The organism is Cupriavidus sp. FW305-3-2-15-C-LB2 (assembly GCF_058787575.1).
On record NZ_JBYSZW010000004.1, the window covers coordinates 116,166 to 134,000 of the forward strand.

The 17,835-nt window shown below is 66.7% G+C and carries 14 protein-coding genes; 5 read left to right on the forward strand and 9 right to left on the reverse strand.

Annotated elements, in window-relative coordinates; genetic code table 11:
- The coding region (locus AC3WRR_RS05295) for a DUF748 domain-containing protein (RefSeq protein WP_492296371.1) at nucleotides 1-1,152 on the reverse strand (1,152 nt) is incomplete at its 3' end.
- A gap of 271 nt (nucleotides 1,153-1,423) precedes the next feature.
- On the opposite strand from AC3WRR_RS05295, the gene AC3WRR_RS05300 reads away from it, so the two are divergent.
- Nucleotides 1,424-2,734, forward strand: a complete 1,311-nt coding sequence (locus AC3WRR_RS05300) for an MFS transporter (protein ID WP_010811063.1) — start codon at nucleotides 1,424-1,426, stop codon at nucleotides 2,732-2,734.
- 82 nt (nucleotides 2,735-2,816) lie between these two features.
- Here the strand turns inward: AC3WRR_RS05300 and AC3WRR_RS05305 are convergent, their stop codons facing one another.
- Nucleotides 2,817-3,905 (reverse strand): extracellular catalytic domain type 1 short-chain-length polyhydroxyalkanoate depolymerase, encoded by a 1,089-nt coding sequence (locus tag AC3WRR_RS05305; protein WP_010811062.1) that lies wholly within the window; start codon nucleotides 3,903-3,905, stop codon nucleotides 2,817-2,819.
- Nucleotides 3,906-4,145: 240 nt separating this feature from the next.
- Between AC3WRR_RS05305 and AC3WRR_RS05310 the strand changes: the two genes are divergently transcribed.
- Complete coding sequence (locus AC3WRR_RS05310; protein WP_058696572.1) at nucleotides 4,146-4,925, forward strand: Crp/Fnr family transcriptional regulator; 780 nt, start codon at nucleotides 4,146-4,148, stop codon at nucleotides 4,923-4,925.
- 30 nt (nucleotides 4,926-4,955) lie between these two features.
- On the opposite strand, the gene AC3WRR_RS05315 is transcribed toward AC3WRR_RS05310, so the two are convergent.
- From AC3WRR_RS05315 to AC3WRR_RS05330, 4 genes are all read right to left on the reverse strand, one after another.
- Complete coding sequence (locus AC3WRR_RS05315; protein ID WP_011617628.1) at nucleotides 4,956-5,825, reverse strand: DUF2950 domain-containing protein; 870 nt, start codon at nucleotides 5,823-5,825, stop codon at nucleotides 4,956-4,958.
- 3 nt (nucleotides 5,826-5,828) lie between these two features.
- Nucleotides 5,829-7,175 carry a DUF3300 domain-containing protein gene (locus AC3WRR_RS05320; protein WP_010811059.1) on the reverse strand — a complete coding sequence of 449 codons (1,347 nt, stop codon included), beginning with the start codon at nucleotides 7,173-7,175 and terminating at the stop codon, nucleotides 5,829-5,831.
- Between the two features lie 49 nt (nucleotides 7,176-7,224).
- On the reverse strand, nucleotides 7,225-7,599 hold the full coding sequence (locus AC3WRR_RS05325; RefSeq protein ID WP_041688188.1) for a hypothetical protein: 375 nt from the start codon (nucleotides 7,597-7,599) through the stop codon (nucleotides 7,225-7,227).
- 76 nt (nucleotides 7,600-7,675) lie between these two features.
- Nucleotides 7,676-7,966, reverse strand: a complete 291-nt coding sequence (locus AC3WRR_RS05330; RefSeq protein ID WP_010811057.1) for a transposase — start codon at nucleotides 7,964-7,966, stop codon at nucleotides 7,676-7,678.
- Between the two features lie 830 nt (nucleotides 7,967-8,796).
- Between AC3WRR_RS05330 and AC3WRR_RS05335 the strand changes: the two genes are divergently transcribed.
- Together AC3WRR_RS05335 and AC3WRR_RS05340 are read left to right on the forward strand one after the other, a co-directional pair.
- The gene (locus tag AC3WRR_RS05335; protein ID WP_010811056.1) at nucleotides 8,797-9,756 is read left to right on the forward strand and encodes a LysR family transcriptional regulator; all 960 of its coding nucleotides are present in this window, start codon (nucleotides 8,797-8,799) and stop codon (nucleotides 9,754-9,756) included.
- Between the two features lie 401 nt (nucleotides 9,757-10,157).
- On the forward strand, nucleotides 10,158-10,823 hold the full coding sequence (locus AC3WRR_RS05340; protein WP_010811055.1) for a response regulator: 666 nt from the start codon (nucleotides 10,158-10,160) through the stop codon (nucleotides 10,821-10,823).
- Nucleotides 10,824-10,849: 26 nt separating this feature from the next.
- Here the strand turns inward: AC3WRR_RS05340 and AC3WRR_RS05345 are convergent, their stop codons facing one another.
- Both AC3WRR_RS05345 and AC3WRR_RS05350 read right to left on the reverse strand, forming a co-directional pair.
- Nucleotides 10,850-11,311: a MarR family winged helix-turn-helix transcriptional regulator gene (locus tag AC3WRR_RS05345; protein ID WP_010811054.1), complete on the reverse strand. Its 462-nt coding sequence runs from the start codon at nucleotides 11,309-11,311 to the stop codon at nucleotides 10,850-10,852.
- A 23-nt stretch (nucleotides 11,312-11,334) separates the two neighbouring features.
- The gene (locus AC3WRR_RS05350; RefSeq protein ID WP_234788082.1) at nucleotides 11,335-12,861 is read right to left on the reverse strand and encodes an MFS transporter; all 1,527 of its coding nucleotides are present in this window, start codon (nucleotides 12,859-12,861) and stop codon (nucleotides 11,335-11,337) included.
- 266 nt (nucleotides 12,862-13,127) lie between these two features.
- Here AC3WRR_RS05350 and AC3WRR_RS05355 point away from each other — a divergent pair, with 266 nt between their 5' ends.
- Nucleotides 13,128-14,249 (forward strand): hypothetical protein, encoded by a 1,122-nt coding sequence (locus AC3WRR_RS05355; protein ID WP_492296374.1) that lies wholly within the window; start codon nucleotides 13,128-13,130, stop codon nucleotides 14,247-14,249.
- A gap of 232 nt (nucleotides 14,250-14,481) precedes the next feature.
- Here the strand turns inward: AC3WRR_RS05355 and AC3WRR_RS05360 are convergent, their stop codons facing one another.
- On the reverse strand, nucleotides 14,482-17,802 hold the full coding sequence (locus tag AC3WRR_RS05360; protein ID WP_492296375.1) for a hybrid sensor histidine kinase/response regulator: 3,321 nt from the start codon (nucleotides 17,800-17,802) through the stop codon (nucleotides 14,482-14,484).
- Nucleotides 17,803-17,835: the final 33 nt, after the last annotated feature.

Genomic DNA, 17,835 nt, shown 5'->3' on the forward strand with positions numbered 1-17,835 from the left:
CCTCGGGGGTGCAGGCGGCGCCGAGGCAGGCGCCGGCGCGGGCGCCACGCCATCCGTGGATTTGCTGACCGCCTGTGGCAGGAACGCCGTGGCCAGGTTCAGCGAGCCATCCGCGCGCCGCGCGGCTTCCACGCCCAGCCCCTCGATCTCAACGCTGCGCAGCTGCGCGCGGTGAGCCAGCGGCTCGAGCTTGCCGATATCCACCGCCAGGCGGCCGCTCTTGACCAGCGGCTGGCCGACGCGCGTGACGACCTCGGCATCGCGCAACGCGGCCGTGCCCATCACCAGCATCTCCTGCGTGTCCTTCTGCTGTCGGAAGGCCACGGTCAGGCGCGTATCGAGCTTGCCGGACTTGACCTCGGCATCGCGCAGCGGCGGCGCGAACGCCATCAGGCGCGCGACCTCCAGGCCGTCTAGGTTGACGTTGAGCCGGGTCTGGCGCGAATCGGCAAACGGCAGCACTTCGCCGTCCAGCGCCAGCGGCGTGCCGTTGACCCGTGCGCTCAGCGTGGGCCGCGTCACGATCTCGACGTCATGCGGCAGGTTCGACAGGAACGGCAGGGTCAGCGTCAGGTTGTCGACGCGCAGGCTGGAACCGAGCTGCTTGTCGTCATAGCCGAAGCTGCTGCCGGTAACTGCGATGTTGTTGACCGAAAAGCGCGCCGGCTTGGCATCGGGCGGCTTGGGCGGCAGGGCAGCAAGCTTCTCCTGGACGTCGGCAAAGCTCATGCGGCCGTCGGCGTCGCGCACCACGTGCACGGCCAGCCGGTCGACGTGGAGGTTGTCCACCACCGGCGCCAGGTGCCAGACCGAGGCCAGCGAGGTATTGGCCTCGGCCTCGCCCAGCGTCAGCGCGGGGGTCTTGCCATCGCGCTCATAGATAGTGAGATCGGTCAGCGTGGCCGCCAGCTCGAACGGGCGCACGTGGGCCCTGCCCAGCGTGACCTTGCGCCCCAGCGCGTCGGTCGCGTTCTTTTCAATCAGGTATTTGAGCAGCGGCGGGCCGCCAAAATACCCGGCCAGCCCAAACACCGCGAGCGCCGCGACCACGCCGCCGGCGACGCGCGTCGTCAGCCGGCCGCGTGGCGTGGCAGCCACTGCCTGGATGGATTGCTTGAAAGCCATGTCGTTCCAGAAGATCTGACCCCGCATTCCGGCGCTGCACGATGGTTTGTGCCCCGGATTTCACATTTTTCGACATTATGGCAACGGTTTCGGACAAAGCAAAGAAATCAGAATTGACCCCTCAACGCTGCGTAGGCCGATCTGGTATCTTTACGCCCTTTGCGAAGCGTTTCGTCGCAAGCCTGCGGCTTACCCGCCACATCGGGCCTGCCTCCCCTGCGCTGTACCCTCCGGCCACACCCATCACGTATTCCGTGCTGCGCGCTTCGCATGCGATCTCTTCCATGCGAGTCCATTCATGTCTACCACCAGCAGTACCGCCGCAGGTGTCGGCGCGCCGCGAGCCAGCGCGCGCCCGCTGACCGGCCAGGATTACAAGACCCTTGCCCTTGCCGCGCTTGGCGGCGCCCTTGAGTTCTACGACTTCATCATCTTCGTTTTTTTCGCGACGGTCATCGGGCAGCTGTTCTTCCCGCCGTCGGTGCCGGACTGGCTGCGCCAGTTGCAGACCTTCGGCATTTTCGCGGCCGGCTACCTGGCCCGGCCGCTGGGCGGCATCATCATGGCGCACTTCGGTGACCTGCTCGGCCGCAAGAAGATGTTCACGCTGTCGATCCTGCTGATGTCGGTGCCCACGCTGCTGATGGGCCTGATGCCCACCTACCAGTCGATCGGCCTGGCCGCGCCGGTGCTGCTGCTGGTGCTGCGCATCCTGCAAGGCGCGGCCGTCGGCGGCGAAGTGCCCGGCGCCTGGGTGTTCGTATCGGAGCACGTGCCGGCGCGCCATGTCGGCTATGCCTGCGGCACGCTGACCGCGGGGCTGACTGCCGGCATCCTGCTGGGTTCGCTGGTCGCCACCGGCATCAACAGCGTCTTCACCCCGGCCGAGCTGGCCGACCACGGCTGGCGCGTGCCGTTCCTGATCGGCGGCGTGTTCGGCATCGCCTCGATGTACCTGCGGCGCTGGCTGCATGAGACGCCGGTCTTCGCCGAACTGCAGAAGCGCAAGGCGCTGGCCGCGGAAATGCCGCTGAAGTCGGTGGTGCGCAACCACCGCGGCAGCGTCGCGGTGTCGATGCTGCTGACCTGGATGCTGTCGGCCGGCATCGTGGTGGTGATCCTGATGACGCCCACCTTCCTGCAGAAGCTGTATGGCTTTGACGCGCGCACGGCACTGGTCGCCAACAGCGTCGCCACGCTGTGCCTGACGATCGGCTGTGTCGTCTCCGGCGCATTGGCCGACCGCATCGGTGCGCGCCGCACGCTGTTCGTCGGCGGCCTGCTGCTGGCCATCTGCGCCTATATGTTCTACACGACGATCTTCACCCGCCCCGACCTGCTGCTGCCGCTCTATGCGCTGACCGGCTTCCTGGTCGGCACCATCGGCGCGGTGCCGTTCGTGCTGGTCAATGCGTTCCCGGCGCAGGTGCGCTTCTCGGGCCTGTCATTCTCGTACAACGTGTCGTATGCGATCTTCGGCGGGCTGACGCCGATGGTCGTCACGCTGATGCTGAAGCAGGATCCGCTGGCACCGGCCCACTATGTGGTCGCGCTGTGCGTGCTGGGCATGGTGACTGCGCTGTTCGTCAAGGACCGCTCGCGCGGCTGACGCGGCTGCTGCAAGGAAAAAGGGAGGGCAGGCGCCCTCCCTTTACTTGTGCGCGCTTGATGCGCATTGGTGCTGCCCGACTTCAACGGCGGTGCTGGCTGAAGAACTGCCACATCATCGTGCTGGCATCCGGGCCGATATCGCTGTGGTAGCCATAGCTGGCATCGCCGCCGCTCCAGGCGTGGCCCAAGCCCTCCACTTCCACCAGCGTGACCAGGTCGCGGCGCCAGCGGCCGAAGCGGTATTCATGAGACCGGCCCGGCGCTTCGTCCTCCGGGCCGGACTGCGCGGGCGCACCGGCGAGCCGGTCTTCCAGGCCGTTGTAAGCCAGGAACTGCCGCGCCAGCAGACGGCCATTGACCGGATGGACCGCGTCGTCGGCCAGGCCGTGGATCACCAGCGCGGGCATCTCGGGACCGCCCGGCGTCACGCCGGCGGCATCCAGCAGCCATGACGGATCGGCCGCCGAGCCTTGCTGCATGGCCCGCAGGCCGGCGCGCGGGTTGTCGGCGGCGCCGATGACCACGCCGGAATGCAGCGCCGCGGCCGCCACCTTGCCCGGGTAGCGCAACGCCACCACCGCGGCCATGGCCGCGCCGGCGGACATGCCGGCCAGGTAGATCTCGCGCTCGCGCACGTCGTGGCGCGCAGCCAGCGCATCGATCAGCGCGGCCACCGCCTGCGCCTCGCGTCCGCCCTCAGCGGCGCCCAGGTCGAACCACTGCCAGCAGCGCTGCACCTGGCGCCGCAAGGGCTGTTGCGGGTAGGCCACGATAAATCCCTCGCGCTCGGCCAGCGCATTCATGCGGGTGCCGGCCGACAGGTCATCCGGCGTCTGGCGACAGCCATGCAGCACCACCACCACCGGCAACGGGCCGCGATGGGCCTTGGACGGTATGTAGAGGTGATACGAGAGTTGCGGCACCAGTTCGCCCGGCAGCGGCGCCAGGCGCAGCCTGTGCGCCTGCCAGGTACCGGGCAGGGAACCCGGCGCGGGTGCTGGCCGGGCGGGCCGGACCTTGCCCGGCGGGCGGTCAGGCCGAGCCGGCGTGAGCGGATTAAGCGAATCCACGCGGTCCAGCCAGGACTTCACCTGGGCTTCCGTGCGGGCTTGCGCACGGCTCAGTCGCCGGATCTGCGCGTGCCAGTCAGCGGCAAAGCTTTTGGTCATGAGGACTCCTGATCGTGTGACGCGATCTCCTCCTATGCCTTTATTGTTGCGTTGCAGCATATCACAATCCGCATTACGCCCGCCGGCGTGCTCCCGCGCTTATGGCACAAACGCAACGAGCCTCGCCCCCGTAAAGCGAAATTTTTAAACCAGCCATACGAAAGAATGCAGATCGCAGCGAGATGGCTTGCGTTGCCGGCGTTTTATACTTGGCCATCGTCACCGGAGGACAATGACACCATGCCGGACAGCGGCGCCCCAGCCTGCCTGCTCTGCCTCTTTCGCCACGTTTGCCACAATGCCAGGCCACAAGCCCCGCTGCCGCACGCGCCGATGGCGCTGCAGCCGGAGCTGGTAGAGGTGCGCACCGGCGAGCATGTGTTTCGCCAGGGCCGCCCTGCGCTGACGGTCTACCCGCTGCGCCATGGCAGCGCCAAGCAGGTCTATGAATCGCCGCTGGGCTGGCGGCAGGTAACGGGTTTTTCGCTGCCCGGCGACGTGCTGGGGCTTGAGCCGCACGAAGGTCCGGTCTATGGGACTGGTGCAATCGCGCTGCAGGATGCAATGGTTTGTGCGGTCTCGGTCGAATCCCTGCGCACCCTCATGCAGGCCGCCCCATTCCGTGAAACGGTGCTGGAAGCGATGCGCCGCAACGCCGAGCGCGAACGCGTGCTGCTGGTGGCGGTGGGGTCGATGAGGGCGCCACAGCGCCTGGCCATGCTGCTGCTCGACCTCGCCGGCGAGCAGGCGCGCCGCGACGGCAACCGCGACGGCGCGCTGACGCTGGCGATGTCGCGCACGGACATCGCCAGCCTGCTTGGGCTAACCCTGGAAACGGTGTCGCGGCTGCTGTCGCGCTTTGCCTCGGTCGGGCTGATCTCGGTGCGCCAGCGGCACCTGCGCATCATCGACCGCGACGGGCTGGCCGCGGTCTATGCCGACCTGGATCCGGCCCCGCGCCAGGCGGCGGCCAGATCAGAAGCCTACGGCGGGGAGTTCGGCGAACCCCGGCTGGCCTAGACGGCTGGCCGGGGCGCAGGGGCCAAGGGCTCAGCGGTCCGCCACGCGCTGCCAGCCGGCAGGCGAAAAACTGCGGATGGCCTTGGCGCGCGATGCGGTGCCGGGCCCGAGGTCGCGCTCATAGAAGACGCGGTCGCTGCCGAGCATGAAGCTATGCACGCCGGTATCGCCATAGCGGGCCGGCCAGGCAATCAGGCCATACTTGGCGTCGCTGCCCTTGGCCGGCGGCAGGATCCGGTAATGGTAGCCGTAGAAAGCATCTGCGGCGGGCGTATCCGGGCCCATGGCAAGCGCATCGGGGCCGATCGGGCTGGCGTCCTGCTCGCTGGCCGCGGGCCAGTACAGGCCGTTGGTCTTGCCCGGCGCGCTGATCAACTGGGTCGCGTAGCGCCCCAGCCCCACCTGCTCCGCGTAGCGCTGCTGGGCATCGGCCAGCTGCAGCAGCGTTTCCATCGTCACCAGTTCATTGCGCCCGAGCCGGCGGCGGCGCACTTCCTGCTGGCCGGCACGCAGGTCGAACTGCCAACCGTCCTTCTGCTTTGCCAGCGGCACGGGGAAGGTCCATCCGCTCTGCCCGACCGCGATCAGCGCGCGGCGCTCGCCATCGGGCTGCACGGCATGGTGGCGCGCCCAGGCGCCAAGGAATTCGTACACGTCGTCGCGGTTGATGGAGCCCTCCGGCACCAGCGACTGGTATTGCTTGCCCAGCACGCGCTGCAATGCATCGCCGTCGCTGCGCGCGATGGCATCACCCAGCGCCTCGGCGGCAGCGTCAGGGCTGGGGAAGACCTGCTGGGCCATCGCCGGCAGGGCCAGGGACAGGGCCGCGGCCGCCGCCAGCGTGCGCAGCGCGCGCGCTCGGGCTGCGGCAGAGAAGGGATTAGCGGTCATGTGCATCATGACTTACCTCCGACCATGGCCGAAATGTTCGCCGCCGCCGAGCCGGCCTCCACCGCCGCCGCCCAGACCACCGCCCTGGTGCCCGCCGCCCTGGTGGAGCCCGGCCGGGCGCGCATGCGGCGCTTCCCGCTGCGGCGTCGCCGCGCGCTGGGTCTGCTGGCGCACGCGGTCGCCGTTGCCGGCATCGCGCAGCGCGCTGTCCCGGTTGGCATTGCGCGCACGGTCGCGGGCCTGGGCCTGGTCTGCGCGCTGGCGGTCGGCGCCGGCCGGCCGCGGATTCTGCACGCCACCGCCGGCGGCACCCGGGCGCGAGCGGTCTGCCACCCCGCCCGCATGGCCCGGTATGGATTGTCCGGTACGGCCCTCGAACGACTGCGCGGCGCGCTCACGCGCCTGGTCGCGCTCGGAAGGCTGGCGCTGCACCCCGCCGCCGGCGGCCCCCACGCGCTGGCCGGGTTGCGCAGCCTGCTGGCGGCTGGCGAGGCCGGACTGGCGCTGCTGGTCATAGCGGCCGCGCACCGCCGCATTGTTGTAGGGCACGTTGCCGCGGTTGGCGGGGTTGTGCTGCCAGTTCACGTTGGCACGGTTGACGTCCAGGCGCTGGTTGACGTTGATGTTGTTGTAGCGGTTCACATTGATGTTGACGTCGTGGCTATTCCAGTTGAACCCGCCCCACATCGCATCGACCGCCGCCACGCCAAGCCCGAAGCCGATGCCCGTTACCAGTGCCGTGGCAAACACGGAGCCGGGCGGCGGCGGGTAATAGGCCGGCGGATACGCGGGATACGCCCAGGTACCGTAAACCGTGGTCGGGTTGTAGGTCGGCACGTAGACCACTTGCGGATTGGCCGGCTCGATCTGCACGATCGTGGTGCCGCCGGTGGTCTGCGTCACGACCTTCTGCTGCTCGGTCGTCTTCAGCGTGCCGGCTTTCTGCGCCTGCACCCGCAGCCGCTGCACCGAATCCATCACGTCATTGGGCTGGGCCAGGAAAGCGTCGCCGACCGACTGCACCCACTGCGGCTGGCGGCCCATCATGTCGAGCACGGAGGGGAACGCGGCCAGCGACTGCACGCTGGGGTCCCAGGCCTGGCTGGCGACCGCCTTGGTCGCGGCATCGCCAGACAGGCTGGGATTGGCCTTGGACCATTGCGCCGCAGCTGCGACGTCGGCCGGATAGGTGGCAGCCATCAGCACCTGCGACAACAGCGCATCGGGATACAGGGCAATCGGCGCGGTCAGCTGGTCAAGCTGGGCATTGCTCAGCTTGGACTGCGCCATCGCTGGCCCGAGCGGCGCCATCAGCATCAGTGCCAGGCACCATGCGAAGAGGTGTTTGAAACGGTGCATGTCGGCTCTCCACAAATACGCAGGTGACGGCCCGCTGCCGGGGGGCGCCTCAGCGGCGCTGCTGCGTGCATTCCTGGCGATACGCCTCTTCCAGGCGCTTGCGGTCTGCCTGGCGTTCCAGTGTCGGATATGTGCGCCCGTCGGCAGTGGTTACCGACGACTTGCCAGTGGACCACTGCGGCCCGCCGGGCAGCGCGTTGACCTGGTCCAGCAATGACTGGCAGTGCTGCCGCTGCGACGCAGACACCTTGCCATCAGGTCCTTCCACCACGGCCGTGGCTTCGTCCAGCATCCGTGGCGGCGGCGGGGCCACCATCGGAGTGCCGGCGGCCGCAGCCGCCGATGCAGCACTGGCTGCCCACGCCGGGACAACCACCATGGCGGCGCATGCCAGCACGCCCGCCTTGATCAGAAACTTCGTCAAACCAATACTCCAGAACCCTCCGCGGCACGTGGAAGCGACACCGCGGCGCATTGCAAGTTGCAAGAACCGTCCGCCGCTAGCGATCCTTGCCAGTGCCATTGCGGCGGCCGGTACGGTTGCGCATCAGCTCAAGCTTGAGCAGCGCATCCGCAAGCATACTCTTCAGCCGGGCATTCTCTTCCTGCAGCTCGCGCAGCTTGCGGCCGTCACGTGCATCACCCTGGCTGGGCTGGCCGTAACGGGCCCGCCATCCGTAGAACGAAGCATCGCTGAAACCATAGCGCGCGCACAGCTCACGCACCGGCACGCCGCTGGCCGCCTCGGCCAGGTAGCCGCGGATCTGCTCTTCCGAATACCGTCTGTTCACGAATCTCTCCGCATCACAACGGCGGGCCACAAGCGGCGCCAGCCGCGCCGCCAACCGTGCCGACTCTGGCCCTACGTTAGCCCACGGCCGCGCCAAAAAGCAATTCAGTGTCTTCGCTGCGCGAGTTAAGAAAATTATCTCTGCACAAGCTGCCGCCGGCGCTGGCGCGCATTGCCAAATTTCGTTAAGCCAATTTGGAGTCCAGTTAGATCATTCGCGCTGCGCATCGCGGAAACGAAGATGCCGGCCGCGATAACACATGGGCATGACGACCTTCTGCACGGCAGTGATCGTGGATGAATCGCCCGGTGGCCCCGATTTCAAGCCATGTATTGATGTACAGACAAAGAGGTACTAAACAAAATTAGAAGACTGCCATCAATTCAAGTTTCTATGACTTTTGCTGAGCATGTATTAAGATTCCTCGGCACAACTAAATTTCGCACGCCTTCGCGCGGCGCCCTGGCGGCGCCGGCAGAAGAGCGGCCAGGCAGCCCGCACCACCCAGACGTGGTGCGCGTTCACGCTGCCAACAGTACCGGGCCTGAAGGATCGAATCGTCACTGCGCCATTTGTCGACGCAAGTCGGACATTCAGGAGTCGTGCCATGCGTTTTCCCAGCATCCTGCCCGGGCTTTCGCCCACCTGTCTTTCATCCGGACATGCCCGCAGCGCGCGCCGTGCATGTCGCTTGCGCCTGTCACTGTCAGGGACCGGATCATTGCCCTGACACCAGGCCGCGCTTGCGCCCTTTGTTTCGACGCAGTGCTGTAGGTGTCGGACCAACAAGAAAATAGAGAAAACAAAGTCATGGATCGGGAGAAGTCGGAATGCGTCACGTCAGCACGAAGTTGTTGCATGTCTTTGTCCTGGTCATGGAATACCGGGACCTCAGCGCCGTTGCGGCCTGCACGCAGGGACGCGTGCCGACGGTGGCCTACAGCCTCGCGCGCTTGCGCGAAATCACCGGCGATCCGCTGTTCGTCAAGCGCAACGGGATGCTCGAACCCACACCGCATGCGCTGCGCCTGGAGCAGACGGCGCGGCAGATCCTGGCCAAATGGAACCAGCTGGTGCGCCCCGGCGAGCCTGGCCTGAGCAAGCGCCGTGACGACGGCAGACGCGTTTCGATCGGCTTTTCATCGTCGATCGGCGACCCGGTCATCACCGAGATCCTGACCGCACTGTGCGAGCAGTTTCCGCGCGACAGCTTTATCACGCGCCCGGTGATCGCCGACGCCACCCTTGCCGGCCATCTCGGCAGCGGCGAACTGGACTGCGCCTTCATCGTCGACAGCGGCCACGATCCCGAACGCGTGCGCCAGCACAACATCATGGCCACGCCGCGCCGGCTGGTCAGCGCCACGCGCGGCGGCAGCCATGACGAAGGCGAAAGCGACTGGATCCTGCTGCAGGAAGACTGCGAGGCCGGCAGCCCGCTGCGGGCCTTCCTGAGCCGCCAGGCCAGCACTCCGGGGCATCGCGAGACCGTGGTCCCATCATGGCATACCCAGATCACGCTGCTGCATTCGGCCGGGGGCATCTGCCCGGTGCTGGACTTCAACGTGCCGCTGGTCACGCGCGAGCGCAAGACGCGCCTGCTGGCACCGCCGAGCAGCTTCCCGGAATGGGCCGCACTGCATTTCTGGGCACCGGAGCGCAGCGGCGACAAGGGCGTGCTGCGCGACATCATGGATGTCGGCAGCGCCGTGCTGCGCGCCCCTCTCAAGGCCATCGACAGCCGCCGCAACGGCCGCGCCGCAGCCCACGCGCAATCCGCACTGGCGTGACGCAACGCCCCGCAGCGGCGGCGCCCGCAAGGCGCTGGCAGCCCCATGGCGCCAGCGCCTTTTTCTTTGGCTGCGCAGAAGCGGCGGCGTTCTTATTACAGTCTTGAGACATTTTTCCGAGCGCTGACCCTGCGCTACACTCGCGCCAATTTGACCGGTGCAGGCCGCTGCGCCACGGCGGCGCTTTGCGAATCCTCCTAGTTTCGCCAGACCGCGCGGCCGATATCCTGCAATGGCATTGCCGCGGTCCGGCCGTCTCCCGTTTGGCCCGGTCCCGGGGCAATGCACGCAGTTGTCTGGCGTCGTATTGTTTGGCGTCGTTTTTGCGCCGCACGTCTCGCTGACGTGCGGCGTTTTCTTGATGCCGGCGCTGCCACGAACAAGAATCGAGGAGCAACCAGATGACATTGAGGATCCTGCTTGCCGACGACCACCCCCTGGTCAGCGCAGCCGTCGCGGACCGCCTGCATACCCAGACCGGGTGGGAGGTGTGCGGCTGCGTGACCAGCGCGACGGCCTTGCTGAACAGCGTGGAAAGCCTGCGTCCCGATGTCGTGATCACCGACTACCACATGCCCGCGCACGGCGAAGGCAACAGCGACGGCCTGCGCCTGCTTGCCAGCCTGCGGCGGCGGCATCCGTCGCTGGCCGTGATCGTGCTGACCATGATCACCAATCCGCTGGTGCTGCGCTCCATCCTGGACACCCAGGTGCACGGCCTGCTGCTCAAGGACTCGCCCCTGTCAGAACTGGTGACTGTGGTTTGCCGTATCCAGCGGGGCTTCCACTACATCGGCAAATCCGCGCTTGAAGTACTGTCGCAGGCCGATCCCGGCAACCCGGCCACACCCGGCCAGGCCGGCGCGGAGCGCCTGTCCCGGCGTGAAATGGAAGTATTGCGGCTGTACCTGACCGGACGGTCCGTGAGTGAGATCGCCGTCCTGCTCTGCCGCAGCGTCAAGACCATCAGCCGGCAGAAGAACTGCGCCATGCAGAAGCTCGGCGTCACCAACGACCGGGAACTGTTTGAATTCGCGGCGCTGAACGGCATGCTGCTGACTGCCTGAGCGCCAGCGGCACGGGCGCGGCCGTATCAGGCGGCGTCGGCTGCCTGTGCCGCATGGGCCTGCGCGTATGCAATGCCGGCCTCCAGCCGCGCCAGTCCGCGCGACAGCTCGCGCATGGTCGACGGCGACACCTCGGCAAGCACATCCTCCAGAAAGGCTGAGCGCAGCGGCATGGCGTGCGCCACCACCTGCTGGCCGGTCCGTGACAGCGTGACGTGGGTCACGCGGTTGTCGCGTTCCGAGGTGCTGCGCTCCACCCAGCCAAGTTCCTGCATGGCCTTGAGCTGGCGCGTCAGCGCGCCGGGGTCCATGCCGACCAGGTCAGCCAGCGCCTTCTGGCCGATCGCGCCCTCCTGGTGATGCAGCGCATGCAGGATGCGCCAGCGGGGCAGCGGCAGCCCCAGGCGCTGTTCGAACGCGGCCGCGTAGGCGCGGTAGGTGCGGCCGAACTGCTGCAGTACGGCCACGCTTTGTCGCTCCAGTTCCATCCGTTTTCCTCAGGTTACGTTCTTCAGTCGGCTGCCATGGCGGGCGCCGGCGCCCGGGTCAGCTTGATCGACGGTACCCGGCGGGCGCACCACACACCCAGCGCGGCAGCCACCGCAGCCACCACCAGGCCGAGGTGGATGGCGCTGACCAGCGATACGCGCGCCTGTTCCAGCAGCAGGGCGCCATTGTGCCCGGCCTGCTCCAGCTGGCCGAGCAACGCGACTTGCGAGGCCTTGTCGATCAGCACCTGCGGATCCGCCATGCGCGCCGTCCATTGTCCGGCATTGGCGGCGGACAGCGCATGTTCCACACCACCGGTATAGCTGCGCGTGACCAGCGTGCCCACGATGGCGGTGCCCACCATGCCGCCCACCATGCGCAGCGATTGCAGCATGGCCGTGGCAATGCCCAGGTGCTCGCGCCCTGCCGTCTGCTGCGCAAACACCGTCAGGTTCGGCATGATGAAGCCTAGCCCGAACCCGCCGATCAGCATGATCGTCAGCAAGACGCCGTGCGGCATGCTGCGCGTGGCCTGCGACAGGCCAAGGCAGGACACCGCCAGCATGCCAAAGCCGGCATAGAGCATGGTATTCGGGCGGTGGATGCGCGTGACGATGCGGCCGTTAAGTATGCTGCCCGCGGTGATGCAGACCACCAGTGGCGTGATCAGGATGCCCGCCTCCTTCGGCGAATAGCCAAAGCCGCCCTGGAACAGCAGCGGCGCATAGAGCAGCAGCGCGAACATGGTGAAGCCCGTGAACACCGCCAGCCGGAACAACGGCGCCAGCCCCGGGTTGCGGAACATCTCCACCGGCAGGATCGGGTTGGCACAGCGTTGCTCCCACCGCCACAGCGCCACCAGTGCCACCGCCGCCAGCACCAGCAAGCCCCCCGTATAGGCATCGAACCCGCGCGCCGGCAGCAGTTCAACGCTCAGCTGCACGCACCCCAGCCCGGCTGCGATCAGCAAGGCGCCGAGCCAGTCCACGCGGATCGGCCCGCTATGGGCCTGCTGGCGCAGGTGCGGCAGGTAGCGCCACGCAAACCACAGCCCCAGCACGCCGATCGGCAGGTTGACATAGAACACCGCGCGCCATCCGTACCACTCCGTCAGCAGCCCGCCCAGCGACGGCCCCACCGCATTGGCAATGCCGAAAGCCGCGCTCATCATCACCTGCCAGCGCAGCCGCACATGCGTATCCGGAAACAGGTCGGCAATGCAGGCAAAGGCAGTGCCGACCAGCATGCCCCCGCCAATCCCCTGCAGCGCGCGCGCCAGCACCAGGAACGGCATGCTCGGCGCCATGCCGCACAGCGCCGAGGCCACCGAGAAGACCACGATCGATGCCAGCACGAACGGCTTGCGCCCGTAATAGTCCCCCAGCCGCCCGAACACCGGCACGGTGATCACCGATGTCAGCAGGTAGGCCGTGGCTACCCAGGCGTAGTACTCGAAGCCTTGCAGCTCGGCCACCACGGTCGGTAGCGCCGTGCCGACCACAGTCTGGTCCAGCGCCACCAGCATCACCACAAAGGCCACGCCCAGCATGGCCAGCAGGGATTCGCGAAACGGCAGCACCTGGCCGTTGGCCTCGGACTTTTCTGGCTGTGGGGTCACTTTTATTGCCCGATCAATCGTTGCGTTGTCAAGCATTATAGACACGGTTCGGCCAGCGCGTCATGGCGCAACCAAATTTGACGCCGCGCCCATGCCGCCGGCCTACCCGATTTCAGGGATTTCCGACCATTCCTGCGATAAGTAACATCGGGCTTGGCCGCCTGCTGGCACGCATTGACCGACCCGGAGAGAATCCCATGCCCCTTCCATTGTCCATGCCGCTAATGACAGCAGCCTCCCATCTGGTCCAGGCATACTCCATCGCCAACATTCAACATGGACAGGTCACCCGGCTGACGGGATATGGGCGCCCGATCCTGGATGCCGCGTACGATGCTGCCGACGAACTGCGAGCCTGCTGTGACAGAAAGTACCAGTGGCTGGTCTCCTTCCTGGATTACCTGCGGCCCAGCCAGTTCGCTACCATCAAGGTCGATGCAATCAAGCGCATAAATGCCGCATTCAACATCACGGCAAGCGCCCTCCCGGAGATCAACTCCCTGTCGCGATGGAAAGCGCTTGGCGAGGCATGCGCTCGCGTGGCACAGCAGGACAGGATCTATCTCGATCGCTTCTATCGGACTCGCAATGCCCGAAGCGCACTGTCGGATATCGAGGAAATCTTTTACACCGCCAACAAGGAAGGAATGGGCGATGATGCGCTGCGCGTGATGAAAGCCGTAATGCAAAACGGGGGCAACGCTGCCGGCATCACGTCCAGAACCATTGTTGCGCTGGCCAGGATGCTGCGTGCCCATCCTCCGTTGAGCGGATTCATGGGATATACGCGCTGGGGGCCGGGCGACCATGGCAATCCCGATGCCAACCTGCGCGCCCATGCGTTGAAGCATGTCTGCCGGCAACCGTTGCTGCTCGAAGTCGGCGTTACCGAAACCATGTTCTGGTGGGATTTCCTGCGCATACGGCTGACCCTGGCAGATTACAACCGCCTCGCCGTCAACCCGAAACCACTGGTTCAAAGCCTGTTTGATGGCCTGAACCCTCTGGCTGGCGACCACTTGCGCCGCTTTCTCATCCATCAGGCATTCAATGACGAACCTCAGCTTGCCGATTTTGCCCTGCAACAGGCACTTAGGCCCTATCGGGACGTTGCCATTGAAACCAGCAGGGTGCTGAATCGGGTCATCATCCAGAGCAATGGCGAGAAGGTTTTCCTCAGCGGCGCCTCGGGAAACATCTTCATCATCGGCAGGTTCGAAGGCACTGAGCTGGGCATCTCCTCGTGCTATTGGGCGACTGATATTGAAAGCAAGCTCAGAGGGGCAAGATCCAACATCTGCTGGGAGGTCCGCAGGTAGGCTAAGCGGGGCTGGCTCCAGATTGCGGGCGGTCGCGTCGTCGAGCACATCCGCGCATCCGGGCTCGGCGAAGCGCTTTCATTTCACGAATTTGTGAAACACGCAAAAAAACGCCTGCTGGGGAAGCAGGCGGCAGGGAAAATTCTCGCGACGGGACGCACCCGGGAGAATGCGGAGCGATCGGGAAGACGCTCCACAAATGCAGTATCGCGCCCGGCGCGTGACCGCTCCATCAGGCATGCCTTAAATCGGCCGTGTAGTTGGCACCCTGCGTGCCGCCTTGCGACTCCAGCCCGTCTGCCAGCAGTTCCAGTTCGGCATGGAAGGCCTGCCAGTCCGGACCGATGGCAACCAGCCCAGAGCGCCGGACCGCCTGCTCCAGCCAGCGGCACGCCTGGCTCTGCAGCGCATGGCCCATTACCGACAGCGCCCCGGCCAAGCCGTGCAAACGTTGGGCAAACGCTTCGGCGTCGCCCGCCAGCAGCGCCTCGGCCAGTGCGCGCTGGTCCCGCCGCAGCGCGTCGGCATGCAGCAGTGTGTCGCCGCCTGCATGCGCGCCCGGCGCTGCCCGCGTCGCCATATGGGTGCCGGACAGATCTTCCAGCAGCTTGCGCAGCGTGCCCAGCCCCACCGGCTTGGTCAGGCATCGGTCGATGCCGGCCTGCTGGCATCGCTCGGCGACATCGGGCCCCACGCTGGCGGTGACGGCAACGATCGGCGTGGCGAGGCCGGCATCGCGCAGGCACCGCGCCAGCGTGAAGCCATCCATGCCAGGCATCTGCAGATCGGTCAGGACCAGGTCGTAATGCCGGCCCGATGCCATCAACAGGGCCTCGGGCCCGTCACCGGCCAGATCGACCTTCTGCCCCAGGTTTTCAAGCTGTTCCCGCATCACCACCTGGTTGATCGGATGGTCTTCCACCAGCAGCAGCGCCAGCTGCACGGCAGGCGTATCGTCGCGCGCCGGCACGGGCGCCTGCGTTGCCGTCACCTCCACGCCTGCCGCTGCCGCGATCGCCGCCAGCAAGCCGCGCCAGGCATAGGGCGATGCCACCACCGGGGTCTGCGTCAGGTCCGGCACTGCCGGCGCCATGGCCGACACCACCACATCGGCGTCGTTGCAGCGAGGCATGGCCTGCTCATCGCACACCAGGACATCGACCGGCGTGGCCGGCGGCGCGGCGGGGTCATACTTGACCGCCCGTGCGCCATAGAACTGCAGCAACTGCTCCACGCCCTGGTAGAGCTCGCGCAAGGTGACATTGAGGCCGACCGTCAGTCCCCGCAACGCGGTCCGCGGCCAGGCATCGGCCGGCGCCTCGGCGCCAGCGCTGGCCAGCGGCAGGCTGACGGTAAAGCAACTGCCCAGGCCGGGCTCGCTGACCAGCCGTATCTCGCCAGACATCAGCCCGACCAGCCGGCGGCAGATCGACAGCCCGAGGCCTGTGCCGCCGTAGTGGCGCGTGTCCGGCTGCTCGGCCTGGACGAAGGGCTCGAACAGCCGGCGCTGGTCTCGCGCGGCGATGCCGATGCCGGTGTCGATGACGCGGATTTCCACGCCGCCGCCCGGCTTGCGCATGGCCGTGACGATCACCTTGCCTTGTTCGGTAAATTTCACCGCATTGCTGACCAGGTTATTCAGGATCTGTTCGAGCTTGACCACGTCAGCTATCACCGGCTCAACCAGCGAAGGATCATTGACGCACAGCAGGCGCAGCTGCTTGCGCGCCGCTTCCACGGCAAAGCGCCGGGTCACGTCCTCGACGATCTCCTCGACGCGGCAGGGCCGCAACTGCAATGACATTTGCCCTGCCTCGATCTTGCTGAAGTCGAGCACGTCATTGATGATGTAGATCAGCGACTGCGACGCGTGCTGCATGACCGCCAGCTGGTCGCGCTGGCGCGAATCGAGCCGGGTCAGGCCAAGCAACTCGATGCTGCCCAGCATACCGTTGAGCGGTGTGCGGATTTCATGGCTCATGGTGGCCAGGAACGAGGACTTGGCGTGGTTGGCGGCATCCGCGGCGCGGATCGCCTCGCGCAGGCGCGCCTCGCTGCGGCGCGCGTCGGTCACGTCGTTCAGCGCGCGGAGCACGGCCGCCCGCCCTTCATAGGTAATCTCCACCTGGCGCACTTCCAGGTACCGGGTCTGGCCGTTGCGGCCGACCAGATCGACATCGAAGCAGGGCTGCACCCGCGGCATGCCTTCGGTTGTGGTGCCCTCGCTCGTCAGCCGCGCGTCACAGGCATCCTGCAACTGCGCCAGGCCGGCGGGCGTGGCCTGGTCGGTAATCGAGTGGGCCGCGGCATTTGCCAGCAGCACCTGCCTGGTGCTGCGCTCGACGATCATCAGGCCCACGCCGGCCACTTCGATCACGAAGCGCCCGAGCGCATCGCTTTCCTGCAGGCGCAAGGACTGACGCTGCGCAGGGCGCATGATGCGGCGGTCGATCAGCCAGATCCACGCCAGGATCAGCATCGACAGCGAGCCGGTCAGCCCCAGCATCCATAAGGCGTTCTGCCGGAACTGGTGCCATACCTGGCCCAGTGCGATCACGCCGACCGTGCGCCAGCCCCACGCGTCAAACTGGTATTCCAGCACGACGACATAGTCCAGCAGCCCTTGCCGTACCAGCGCCGAACTCACCCTACCCGGGCGCGTACCGGGCGCGGCCAGCGATGCCGTGACCGACTGGCCGAGGGTGCCGGCCGGCATGCCATCCGCACTCAGTGCCATGCCGGCATCGGTCACCAGCACGAAATCGCCGTCAATGGTCTGTCCGTCCGGCAGCATCGGCGACAGCGGGAACTCCATGGCCAGCACCGCGGCCGGTTCGCCACCGACTTGCACCAGCGTGGCGAAAGTGACGGTGCGCATGCCGCTGACCCAGTCCAGCGCCGGCGGCAGCACCACCGCCTGGCCCGGATGGGCGCGCAGGCGTGCGACCAGCGCGTCATTGCGCAGGCGCGCGAGCGTGTCACGCAGGAAGGTCTGGCGCACGTCATCGCGCTGCATGAGCGCGCGTGCCGGGTCCAGCCGGCGCGGGATGACATAGAGCTGGTCGGCCTGCAGGTCGACCAGGTAGGCGTTCTGCACGTCGCGGTACTGCAGGTTGTTCACGCGGAAGGTGAATGTCATCAAGTCGGCCAGGCTCTTCAGCCTGGCGCCCGGCGCCCTGGCGCTGGCGGGCGGGACCAGCAGCGGGATGTACTGCCGGTCGCCCCGGCGCCGCAGGCGGTCGGTCCATTGCTCATCGCTGACGGCGGCGAGTTCATCGGCCAGGCCGATATCGGAAAGCCGCGTCAGCGATCCCAGCGCGCGCACGGTCAGCGCCTCGGCCCCGTGCAGCTTTGCCTGCAATTGCTCGGACTGCGACTGCAGCACCATCTCCTGACGCTCGACCGCCTCGTGCAGGCGGTAGCGCAGCAGCACCCCCCACGACAACACGGTCAGCCCAAGCACGCAGGCGGAGAACAGGTAGACCAGATAACGGATCTGGCGAATGCTCAACGGCAACGCGGAGCTGCTGTCGATCGACATCAGCCGTTTCATTGAATACCTCGTTTTGACATCGAGACTGTCCGG